Annotated in this window: 8 protein-coding genes; 3 read left to right on the top strand and 5 right to left on the bottom strand. The window is 46.8% G+C overall.

Annotation, left to right across the window (positions count from 1 at the left end; translation table 11 throughout):
- Positions 1-48 precede the first annotated feature (48 nt).
- Positions 49-1335, bottom strand: coding sequence for a carbohydrate porin (locus OEZ43_11895; protein MDH5546286.1), 1287 nt, complete (start codon positions 1333-1335; stop codon positions 49-51).
- A 7-nt stretch (positions 1336-1342) separates the two neighbouring features.
- Positions 1343-2269: a substrate-binding domain-containing protein gene (locus OEZ43_11890; protein ID MDH5546285.1), complete on the bottom strand. Its 927-nt coding sequence runs from the start codon at positions 2267-2269 to the stop codon at positions 1343-1345.
- Between the two features lie 173 nt (positions 2270-2442).
- Between OEZ43_11890 and OEZ43_11885 the strand changes: the two genes are divergently transcribed.
- A complete protein-coding gene (locus OEZ43_11885; GenBank protein MDH5546284.1) occupies positions 2443-5166 on the top strand; it encodes a response regulator in 2724 nt (907 codons plus the stop codon).
- Here the strand turns inward: OEZ43_11885 and OEZ43_11880 are convergent.
- Positions 5154-6467, bottom strand: a complete 1314-nt coding sequence (locus OEZ43_11880) for a type II toxin-antitoxin system HipA family toxin (GenBank protein ID MDH5546283.1) — start codon at positions 6465-6467, stop codon at positions 5154-5156. The two genes, OEZ43_11885 and OEZ43_11880, sit on opposite strands and share 13 nt — an antisense overlap.
- Positions 6461-6799, bottom strand: coding sequence for a helix-turn-helix domain-containing protein (locus OEZ43_11875; protein ID MDH5546282.1), 339 nt, complete (start codon positions 6797-6799; stop codon positions 6461-6463). The genes OEZ43_11880 and OEZ43_11875 overlap by 7 nt, the downstream gene beginning before the upstream one ends.
- A gap of 302 nt (positions 6800-7101) precedes the next feature.
- On the opposite strand from OEZ43_11875, the gene OEZ43_11870 reads away from it, so the two are divergent.
- Together OEZ43_11870 and OEZ43_11865 are read left to right on the top strand one after the other, a co-directional pair.
- On the top strand, positions 7102-8727 hold the full coding sequence (locus OEZ43_11870; protein MDH5546281.1) for a hypothetical protein: 1626 nt from the start codon (positions 7102-7104) through the stop codon (positions 8725-8727).
- Between the two features lie 92 nt (positions 8728-8819).
- Positions 8820-9200 (top strand): SPW repeat protein, encoded by a 381-nt coding sequence (locus tag OEZ43_11865; protein ID MDH5546280.1) that lies wholly within the window; start codon positions 8820-8822, stop codon positions 9198-9200.
- A 180-nt stretch (positions 9201-9380) separates the two neighbouring features.
- Here the strand turns inward: OEZ43_11865 and OEZ43_11860 are convergent, their stop codons facing one another.
- Positions 9381-11522 carry an EAL domain-containing protein gene (locus OEZ43_11860; protein ID MDH5546279.1) on the bottom strand — a complete coding sequence of 714 codons (2142 nt, stop codon included), beginning with the start codon at positions 11520-11522 and terminating at the stop codon, positions 9381-9383.
- Between the last annotated feature and the right edge of the window lie 75 nt (positions 11523-11597).

The raw sequence follows: 11597 nt of genomic DNA, 5'->3' as shown, positions 1-11597 counted from the left end.
CTAGTGAAATGAGATGGTGTCGCTCGACAAATTGAGTTGAGCAGGCGATTACCACCATGATTCGACCTGGCTACCCACAGTCCAACCGCGTGTGCTGTTTGCGTATGCGGAATTGCCCGGAATGTTTCCTACCAGACCGCGAAAACTTTCACTCCACTGCGCCAGTGTGACAAACATTCGTAATACTGGCCGGCTCTTGAAACCGCGATCTGCCGCGATCTGCAATGCTGCAGTGAATTTTCCCAGGCCGCCACTGCGTTGATTGACCTCGTCTTTAACGTAGTCAAGGCCGGTCTCCAGGGCCAGATTCAGATGTTGAGAAAGATAAAACAATGGTCGGATACCGCTGCTAAACCAGGTCAACAAATTATTGCCCGCTGTGCCACGATCATCGCGCCGATACAATAATGAAAACTGAAAAGCGTAATAGGGTGAAGCTTCCAGCGTGAGTTGATTATTCACTTCGACAATGTTCGCTGAGTCCAGATTCCAGCCTAGATCCTCGCGAACCGCTCTAGGATTGGTGCCGGACTGCGTAATGGTGGCGCCCTGTTGAAACAGAGTCATCAAAGTGTTTTTGAGTTTGTCCGTTTTATAATCGAGCCAATATCCAAAGGCATACCCCGTTTTATTTTCATAGCTCAATACAGGCACTGCGCCTCTTAGTGCTGCTTGTGCCCATAGCGTAAGCTTTAGCGGGTCACTAAGTGTGAGACTGTGCCAACGAAAATCTGCTACGGTGGAGTTAACGACATTTGACGCATTAGCATCGACGTTGTCTTCATTGCGGAAGAGAGCGATATCCAGTTTGCCTGGGCCTGTTTTGAAGTTTTCGACACCTATGCCTGCGTGAGAATTCTGTCCAGGGTTTAACCAAAAGTGATTCATGATGTGTACGGACTTACGTTGGTAATAGCGTCGCCCCATCCACAAGCTCGTTGCATTCGAGGTGAATTGATTGAAGCTAAAATATGCCTGGGCCAGATGACCCAGAGCAAAACCATTGCTCTCGCCTTGGGTAGCATAGCCATCGAGCATAATGACGCTTTTGATGTTTGCGCCATTTTTTTCAGATTGACTCAGTGCATACACATAATCCAGTTGAAGTTCCATATTGGTGTCTGGTTCGTTTCCCAGTCGGTATTTTGCCCGTGCCCCTGGCAGCTGAAATTTCGACTGTGATTTTGCATCCTGAGAAATACCCATGCTACTGCGAAAATAACCGTGATAGGCGAAACCACTTTGAGTAGCAAGTACAGTGCTGCTGCAAAAAAATGAGATGAGTAATGCGTAGAAAAGTCGGTACCTTTTTTGTGTAAGTCTATGCTTTTCCATTTTTCCGCTAGTATACCGTGGCAACGGATTCTACGTTTTCACGCGTAATCAACTGGGAAGGCACTTTTATGTACTTCGGTACTTTCTTTCCCTGTACGAGGTCAATTGCCGCCTGTATACCGATTTTTCCGCAAGTGGGATATGTAAAACTGGCGGACTGTTCGCCATTGAGAATTGCCTGTTTGGTTTCAGGAATGAAATCAATACTGATGGTTGGGATGGATGCGGGAGAAATATTATTTTGTTTCAGCACGATTCTGGCGCCGGATGCCATGGCATCGTTATGCGCATATATGGCATCAAATTTCTCTCCTTTCGCGAGTAAGTTCTCGACAACGGCCGCCGCTTCTGCGCGTGAATAATTGCCGGTTTCGGATATGAGCTTGATGTTTGGATAGGATTTCAATCCCGCAAGAAATCCCTGCTTTCGATTGGCCGCTGTCGTGGTTGTGCGAACGCCTTCCAACATGAGTATTCGTCCCTTTCCTTTCAATCGCTCACCGAGATAGTGCGCCGCGCGACTGGCGATATCAAAATCGTCCGGGCTGATGTAAACATCGTAGTTATCACTTTCAATTTTTCTTGTTAACAAAATAATGCGTACGCCTTGTTCACGTAGTCGTGAAATTACCGGCTCCACTGCCTTGGGATTCTTTGGACCTAGAAACATTACATTGACGCCTTTACTCGCCATATCCTCCATGTCGAGAATGTTTTTGGCAATGCTGCCACCCGCGTCCGCCATAAAGAACTCTATTTGAGGATGTTTTTTAAGCTCTTCCAGTATCTCCTTCATTTGTGCAGCGCGCCAATCGTTTGACATATTGTCTTCTGGGAAACCAAGCGTAAATGAAGCTTGCGTAGTTGCCGATGCCGCAAATGAAACAGGCAGTAGGGCAAGCAAAATAAGATAGAGAAATATTTTCGAGCTCATTTCTAATGTCATCGCAACGCCAGTAAACATTGTAATTGTAGACCGAATTAAACTATATAACACGTTGCGTAAATAGTGATACTCTAAGTTCTGAGAGTTTTAGTAGGTTTTGTCTATTACATCGAAAATTAAGTGGTAAATTGACAGGGATTCTGTGTTAAAAATCAATTCATATGAAAATCCGCAATAAACTAATTGTATATACCTTCGCACTGATCCTGATTACGCTCCTGGTGGTGGGAGCGGTGATCGACAGAACAGTGACTGATTTATATGACAAGAATGCTGAAGATGAGCTCGCCTATATTATTAGTAGTTTTCAACGGCGACTATCCCATATCGAAAGTGATATTTTTTCCCAAAGTGAAAACATTTCTATCGATACGAAAATAATCGCTTTGGGGAATCTGATTAAACGTTATCAGGATAAGCAAAACTACGAACCGTTGATATTCGATAATGAAAAGAAGCGCGTGGCTGGTTTTCTGTTAGATCAGATTATTTTAACGGAAACAGACCAGGCAATATTCTATGATGACGCCGGAGATATTATTGCTTTTGCGATTGATGGCAGTAGAGGGCGGATGTCGGGGATTTCGTCCTATGATCAGGGCCGTCCAGTTTATTTTATAAAACAGGGTGTCGGAGACGAATGGGTTCAAGGGGAGTTGCCAAAGCAACTTGTCCTGACTGAGCGCAAACCTCTTGGTTTTCACCTGGCTGAGAATTATCGCCATGGCTTGGAATTTTTTGCGCATGAACTGGGAATTGTTGCCAGATACGACAAATTGGTGATTCGTGCCGGCCCCAATCGTAGTGAGGAAATTGTCGGCTATTTACGCGTTTCGAAACTGTATGATGAACGATTTTTCGCTAGCATTTTTGATGACACCAGTGCGTTGGTGTCGGCGGTGTTACCTGATGGCACGACGCTAAACGGCAGGGGTGACTTGCCAATATCTGAACAGTTTGAACGTACAGCGCCGTCTTTTTCGTTGCGGGCAATAGAAAATGTCCTGCCGTATATCGGTGAGAAATACTATATACAGGGATTTCGCTGGACGCTGGAAAACGGCGATAGTTTTCTGGTTGTCAGCTTACCAAGAACCAATCTGGTCAGCGCATTGAATCAAACGCGTTTCTATTTGGTGATGTCGTTTTTGGTTACTGCCGTGTTGGCGATATCGTTTGGTATTTTTTGGTTAAACCGGTTAATTTCGCGTCCTTTGCGTTCTTTAGTCGAAACAGTCAGTAAAAATCAGCAAAACTATCCCGTATTTCCCGTGAGTCGCGCCGACGATGAGGTGTCTCTGCTGGGCAAGGCATTGAACGATATGGTTCAGACTATCGAAGCACGCGAGTATGATTTAATGCTGCGTACCCGGCAGTTAAATAATGCGCAACGTATCGCCAAGGTGGGCGACTGGACATTGGATAATGTCAGCAGGAAGATGAGCTGGTCAGAAGAGGCATACAGTATTTTTGGTTATAAGCAGGACGAGATTGAGCCATCTGTAGAGGCTATTGAGCGGGTAATGCCGGAAGAGGAGGTTGCTAAAGCCAGAGCATTGTTTCGCGCGTCCCTGGAGCTACAAAAACCGTTTGATTTTGTGCACAGGATTATTACGGAAGACGGTGTGATAAAAGTAATCCATGTACATGGAGAAAATTTTTACCGCGATGGAGTGCCGATTGAGACGATCGGAACGATACAGGATATAACCGAACAGGTGCGTCGGGACGAGCAGTTGAGGCGCAGTCAGAAAATGGATGCATTGGGTAAGCTGACCGGTGGAATTGCCCACGATTTTAACAATATGCTGGGCGTGATCATGGGCTTTGCCGATCTCTTACGGGTGGTATTGAAGGGGTCGGGTGATAAATACGAAATGTATATCAACGAGATTCTCAATGCCTCGGAGCGTGCGCGAAAATTAACCTCCAAGTTGCTGACGTTTTCACGCAAGGAGACTTCAAACCCTACGATTGAATCCATCAATGATATTGTGACTAGCGAGAGACATCTGCTGGAAAAAACGCTGACGGCGCGCATACAACTCCAACTGGATCTTGAAAAAGATATCTGGCTGGTTCAATTGGATAGGGATGAATTGGAAGATGCCATTCTGAATATGTGTATTAATTCCATGCACGCCATCGTCGAGTCCGGAGTGCTAACCCTGTCGACACGTAACTTAGAAGTGCTCGATGAAGAAGCCGCTAGCGTGGGGATAGACGCTGGTGAATACGTTGTGTTGACAATACGTGATACGGGTGAGGGCATGGATAGCCATACCTTGCAGCATATATTCGAACCTTTCTTCTCCACTAAAGGTGACAAGGGGACCGGGCTTGGCATGAGCCAGGTTTATGGTTTTGTCGTACGCTCGAAGGGGAATATCTTTGTCGATTCCGCGCCTGGAAGAGGTACGGTTATCACGATTTATTTTCCACGACAGCAAATTGAAGATGCAGTTTCCGTATCGACGGCACCCGCGATTAGTTATGATTTATCAGGGCATGCCTCGATATTGGTGGTTGACGATGAAGATGCCTTGCGTGAGTTGCAAAAACAAATACTCACCGCCTCGGGTTATAAGGTCGTGTGTGCCAAGAATGGGCAACAGGCTTTAGAAGTACTACAAGAACAAAGTTTCGATTTGATGATTAGTGATGTCATTATGCCTGGTATGAATGGGTACAAACTGGCTAGCGAGGCCAAGCAAAGGTATCCACAAATGAAAATACAAATCGTGAGTGGTTATGCGGATGTATCAGGCAAGGAAGATGCGGAAAATGAGTGGTATTGCGATCGTCTGGAAAAGCCTTTTAACTCGAAAACGCTGTTACAGAAAGTCAAAAACATTTTGGCCCATAGCGAAGATCACGCGAGTTGAATACGTAGGTTTTGTGAAATTTGCTGTTGCACACTATCGCTAATACCTGCTTGCGAGGCAAATTCCGGCCAGCGGGATACGCAGTCGATGATTTCATCAACGATCTCGCGGGGTTTAGGCAGGCTAATCGCGTCGCCGACAGTAATCAAATCTTCCATCTTAAAAGCGTCACGTTTACCATTAATTGTCATCTGGTGTTGTTGCGTCCATTTGCCTGCCGGGTTGTGTGAATAAGTGATATCAAACGCTGGGGACAGCGACCATTTTCCCTGCCGGTTCATAAGAAAGGCGATATTCTTGGTGTGATCGTCCTGGTTGCGTGTCACCACATTAAACACCATACGACGGAATTGCTGGATGGCGTCGGCTTTGCTGAGACGCAAACGACGCATAATCATAAACGCCTGTTCATAGCTATAGGCCCCGGCCTGGTTGTAGTCATAGTGGGCGATACCACACAATGATTGCAGATGGATTTTTTCACCTCCCGTACGATCGAAGCGCTTAGTCAGAAAATGAGCGCGTCCACCTTCTTCCAACAGGCGAGATTCACTCATATGGATCCCTGCCGCACAGGCCATTTTGTAGTAGGCGTATTCGATGCGACCAAACTCCATGGGTTTACCCAATTCAAGATCGGTAACGCCGTCAAATTTGAGTATCCAGTGTTCGTATCCTTCAGGCGCTCGTGTCTGGCCTGACACAATATTGCCCGCGGCATTCATCGCGATAACGGCTTTGGGGCGCGCGCCACCGGCTGAGGTTCCTACGCGCAATATGTCCAGGATAGCGTCACTGCTGGGAGACTCGGCTTTACCTATGTTGGTTTCTAAATGCAGACGTTCTTCCATTACTTTCTGCGCAAGTGATACCAGGGCCGAGATTTCAACGGGCACTGACTGGTCAAAACGATCCATATTCGCTGGTTCAAATTCCAGCGCGCCCATGCCGCGTTTACCGGTGTAGCACAATCGCTCTACGGGGCTAAAGCTGGCAATATCCCGGCCCTGTCGCGCCAGCCAGGCGTCAATGATGTTGTTGCCGAATTTGTCCGGCAGCGTATCCGCAAGCAGGCCTGGCAGGCCGAGAAAAGTGTCATGGTTTAAGGCTGGAAAAGAAAAAATTCTGTCGCCACCGCGTGCCTGCTCGATAGGCATTTGTAAGGGCGCGATATCCCATCCCTTATTCAGGAAACGGGGCTCAAATTCAAAAACACCAACGGCGCGAGCATCCAGCCAGGAAATTGCGCCGACGGTTTCCCCCCACAGTTTGATCAAAGCAGTTTCGACGCGGTTTACCATGAGTCATCACCTTCAGTTGTTTGTCCGCGCGAGCCGCGCGCGCGTTGGCGTTGTTTGCCTTGCAAACGCGCCAACTGCAAAGGGCTGATCTGAGTTTCAGGGAGTAGATTTTCCAATTCATCCAATGCCTGCAATTCGCGCAAAACGGCAATCACGGTTGTCAGTTTGCCTTTTCCCTGTTCCAGGGCCTTGATGACATTCAGTGAAAGCGCCGTGGTCTCTGCCAGTTGCTGCTGTGTAATGTTGCGTCGCAGGCGCAGGTCGCGAAAACGCTGGCCGAGCATGTGCGCGATAGCCTTGTCTGTCATGGAGTAGAAATTGGTAATAGCCATAAAAAGGTCTGTTAATTGCCAATAAATCAAATAATAGTCGAAAAAAAGTATATTGTCTTGCGTCGTCGCTATGCGAAGTATAGTGTATTTAACGGCCTGTAAACAGGCCAATAAAGCTAGTTTTTATCAATAATAGTTAAATAAATGGCCGTAATGCTGTTTCTTATCGATAAGGCGAAGCACTGGCGGGAGAATAGGTGTAATCAAGGGTGAGGGCAGGGATAAAACTGTTTTAAATCCAGTAGCTTGTAAACGGCATGATTCTCTCATAAGCTGGACGGAGCCGATATCGGGAAACAAATATGATTGCAAATTTCGCACGCTGGTTTGACCGTACCATCCTGGAACTGGGTCGTGAGTTTCGTTGGACCTATCTGCCGCCGTTGATGGTTTATCTCGCCGCAGGTGTTTCGGGATTGACCGGCATTGTTGGCGCCTTTTTCGTTAAAGACTATCTGGGGCTGTCTGCAGAATTTCTGGCGGCTCTGGGTTTTTGGATCGGAATACCCTGGGCCTTGAAAATGCCTCTAGGGCATCTCGTCGATCTAATCTGGCGCTACAAATTTATACTTGTTTACCTCGGCGCAGGTTTAATCGCCGCTAGTCTGCTAATCATGATCGGCTTGTTGGCCGACCCAACAGCGATGGCCGAGGTGATGTCGGTCGAGGCCTGGTTTGTCATTTCGGAGTTGTTAGCACCCGTAGGCTTCGTAGTGCAGGACGTGGTCGCAGACGCTATGACAGTTGAGGCTGTGCCCAATGTGGATGATAAAGGCGCGCCTGTCGACGCGGCAACCAAGCGTCTTATGCATACCACGATGCAAACATTGGGACGTGTGGCGATTATCGGTGGCGGCATTTTTGTTTCACTGCTTAATGTGTATATGTTTGGCGGCGTCGAGTCTATGGACGAGGCGACAAAGATCGCGACTTATATCGACATATATCTGATGGCACTGGTGATACCGGTAATTTCTGTTAGCGGCGTCATCTTTGGTGGCTGGTTAAAGCTGCGTCAATACCGTGCGCTGCGTAATAACGGCATGAATCACATCGATGCCTGGGGAGTAATACATACCCAAGGCGAAAAACCGGAACCTAATTGGTGGATACTCGGCGGTAGTCTGGTGTTTGTCGTGTTTACGCTGACACTGGGATTGAGTGATTTTGAATTTAATCAGGAAGTCATTTTTCTTGGATCGTTTTCAATCGTCAGTTTCCTGATGTGGCGTCTGATGAAAGTGTTAGACGAAGACGCGCGACGGGTGTTGTTAGGTACGGCGATAATCATTTTTATCTTTCGCGCGACGCCCAGTATTGGGCCGGGTGGCAGTTGGTGGAGTATCGACGTCCTCAAATTCGATCAGCAGTTTTTTTCCGTACTCTCGCTCATCAGTAGCACGCTTACCTTATTAGGGATGTTTATATTCCGACGCTTTATGGCGGAAAGAAGTATTGCCTATATCATGGTGTTCCTCACACTGATATCAACCGTGCTCGCCTTGCCAAATATTGCCATGTATTACGGACTGCACGAATGGACGGCTTCGGTGACAGGCGGTGTTGTCGATGCGCGTTTTATCGCTGTCATCAACACTGCGGTAGAGTCGCCGCTGGGGCAGGTGGCAATGATTCCCATGTTGGCCTGGATAGCGAATTCTGCTCCGTCTCATCTCAAGGCAACTTTTTTTGCGGTTATGGCCTCGTTTACCAATCTTGCACTATCCCTAAGCAATCTCGGTACAAAATATTTGAATCAGATTTTTAGCGTGTCCCGTGAAATTCGCGATCGTGCCACCGGCGAGGTACAAACACCGGCAGATTATAGTGAACTCGGTTGGTTGTTAATCGTTGCCAGCCTGATTGGCTTGCTTGCGCCATTGCTTGCTGTATGGATGGTGCGTCAATCGCGTTTAAAGAGCGCGTAAAGCGGATCCATTGTAAAAGTAACTTAGTCACTGAACGCCACCGTAAAAAGGACTAGCGTAAGCACAGTTGTGAATTCGCACGGAGGTGCATCATGAAAATGTTTGGCCGGAAGATAACGGGTTGGCAGGATTTTCTAGAACTGGGTATCGCAAGCTGGCTGGTGCTATCGCCTTTTGCGCTTGGCTTTTTGAATGAAATTTCTGCGAGTGTCACTGCCATGTTATTGGGTTCGGTAGCCATCATGTTTTCAGTGCTGGGACTATCTACGCAAAAACCCTTGGATGAATGGGGCACAGAATTAACGGCGGTGTGTCTAGTCTTATCACCGTGGGTGTTTGATTATGCACATGTGCAACTGGCGGTGGTAAACGCGCTTTCCTGTGGTGTGTTGCTCGCGTTTCTGGCGTGGCTGGCCATGATGGAAGAAAAGGCAGATATGCGTAAAGAACAGGAAACTCGCATGGAGCACTGATGTTTGTATAAGGTAGAAGTGGTTCTGCCCACAAGGAACGGGGTCAGTCATTTTTTGCAAACAAAACCACTCCTACGCTTTTCCGAATATGTACGCGGGCGCACACTATAGATTATCGGGTGTTGGATAGATAGTGTGTTTTGATCACGACAACAAGATTTTTTCGGTAGTGATGTTGATTTATGATTTTTGCAGGTCGGTTGAGTCGAGCGGGCCGTTAAATTTCTGGATGTATTTGATGAAATCGAGTTTCGCCAGGGGTTTGCTGTAATAAAACCCCTGGATGATGTCGCATTGATATTCACGCATAAAAGCCAGTTGTGCTTCTGTTTCCACGCCTTCGGCGATAGTATTCATGCCTAGTCCTCTAGCCATGGTGATAATAGCTTTCGCTATTGCGCCAGCATTGTTGCGAAAACCGATGTCCTTGACGAAAGCGCGGTCAATTTTTAACGTGTCTAATGGTAATAATTGCAAACTTGCGAGAGAAGAAAAACCGGTGCCAAAATCATCCATTGATGTATGTGCCCCCATTTCTCTGATCGCATGTAAAATATTGATTGCTCTTTCGACGTCTGACATCGCAGAGCTTTCGGTGACTTCAAATTCGATATTTTCGGCTCGGATGCCGGAACGGGAAACGAGGTATTCAATCTTCTTGTAGAATCCAGGTTCGTTAAATTGTTTCGCTGACAAGTTTATGCCAACGCGAAAATTGCTCAGTCCATATTCCTCAAACTTCTTCGCCTGGTAACACGCAGTTTCGACTATCCAATCGCCCATGGGAATAATCAGCCCGCTTTGTTCCGCAATGTCAATAAACTCAAATGGCGGTATCATGCCGCGTTGTGGATGATTCCAACGAATTAAGGCTTCCATCCCGGAAATGGTGTGGGTAAGTATATGGACTTGAGGTTGGTAGTATAATTCGAGCTCGCCATTTTCAATCGCCAGTTTAAGTTCTGACTCGATTTTCAATTTCTTTTTGGCATTCTGCAGCATTTTTCCGGTATGAATAAGAAAGTCGTTTCCACCAAGTTCCTTGACCGCATGCATGGCAGTATCGGCTGCGGCGATCAGGCTGTTGGCATCATGTCCATCCATAGGGAAAAAGGAGATGCCAATACTCGCTTTTATGTTTAACGTGTGATTGTCCAGTTCGACCGTTTCGTTCACCAGTGCCAACAAGCTGGCTGCATATTCCTCTGCTTCAAGTACCGTGCAAAAGCTGTCGCTGATGAAAGAAAATATATCGTTTCCATAGCGGGACATGGAAACAACCTTGTCACTGGTCGTGCTGACACGTTGACCAACGATTTTGAGTAATTTGTCACTCCCCTCCGGCCCGAGGGCATCATTGACGGATTTGAAACCATCCAGCCCCATAAAGAAGCATGTCAACATGACTTCCTTGCTGATGGACGACGCTATCGCCTCTTCAACATTTTCCAGAAAGCTGGTGCGATTTGGCAGTCCGGTTACCGTATCGAAATACTTTTCTCGATAGAGCTTTTCGCGCGTAAATTTCATTTCTGTTTCGTCGCGCATGGTAACGAAAAACTCTTGGGTTTCCTCGCCGCCGCCTTCTGACGCTTCGGAGAATTCACCAATCTGAGAAACAAAGAACTCCTGTCCGTTAGGCATGCGTATGCGATGAGAAAAACTAAATGACTTGCGCTTTATAAAAGCCATTTGAATTTCGGCCATAAAGCGTTCCTGATCATCAGGATGAACAATGCCGAAGAGATCCTGATAGGTTGAAATCGAGTTTTTCGGGATATCGAGAATATTGCAAAACTCTTCGGAGAATGACACATTGCTCGGGTCGTCTTTCATGCGCCAATAGCCAATTCTGGCCATGGATTGTGCCTTTCTCAGACGCACTTCTTTGGTGTGAAGTTCAGCGTAGAAATCGGTCGACTTAAAGGCCATGGCCAGGCGCGTTTGCAATAGTGGCCACTTTATGGGTTTTAACAGAAAATCCGTAGCGCCAGCCTCCAGGCAGTTACTGACTTCTTTGGTTGTTTGGTCTTCAGATAGAACCAGTATCGGCAATTGCCAACTGGCGTATTTTCCTCGAATTCGTTGAACAAGAGCGCTACAGGTCACCCCGTGAGGGATACTGCCAATGATGACGGCATGATGGTGGATGTTGCTAAGTATTGGAGAATCCGGGTCAGATATCGAATCTATGCTATAGCCGAATTCTTCTAACATTTTTTCCGCTAGTTTACGGGTGAGTTTGTCTGTTTCGAAAAATAGAATATTTTTGCGGGAATCGGCAAGTGGGATAGGCGTATTGTCGTATTCCAAGGCAGACATAAATTGACAACTGTGATCGGCTAGACAGTATTTTATCGGCCATGCCTTAGGAAAAAGTAATATAGAGAATGTAAC

It is taken from the genome of Gammaproteobacteria bacterium (assembly GCA_029881255.1).
In the GTDB taxonomy this organism is placed as follows: domain Bacteria; phylum Pseudomonadota; class Gammaproteobacteria; order S012-40; family S012-40; genus JAOUMY01.
This window is presented reverse-complemented; position numbering and strand designations above follow the sequence as displayed.

Coding starts and splice junctions, on each gene's coding strand:
- OEZ43_11895 (MDH5546286.1), bottom strand. CDS start 1,335: ATGGAAAAGCATAGACTTACACAAAAAAGGTACCGACTTTTCTACGCA.
- OEZ43_11890 (MDH5546285.1), bottom strand. CDS start 2,269: ATGAGCTCGAAAATATTTCTCTATCTTATTTTGCTTGCCCTACTGCCT.
- OEZ43_11885 (MDH5546284.1), top strand. CDS start 2,443: ATGAAAATCCGCAATAAACTAATTGTATATACCTTCGCACTGATCCTG.
- OEZ43_11880 (MDH5546283.1), bottom strand. CDS start 6,467: ATGGTAAACCGCGTCGAAACTGCTTTGATCAAACTGTGGGGGGAAACC.
- OEZ43_11875 (MDH5546282.1), bottom strand. CDS start 6,799: ATGGCTATTACCAATTTCTACTCCATGACAGACAAGGCTATCGCGCAC.
- OEZ43_11870 (MDH5546281.1), top strand. CDS start 7,102: ATGATTGCAAATTTCGCACGCTGGTTTGACCGTACCATCCTGGAACTG.
- OEZ43_11865 (MDH5546280.1), top strand. CDS start 8,820: ATGAAAATGTTTGGCCGGAAGATAACGGGTTGGCAGGATTTTCTAGAA.
- OEZ43_11860 (MDH5546279.1), bottom strand. CDS start 11,522: ATGTCTGCCTTGGAATACGACAATACGCCTATCCCACTTGCCGATTCC.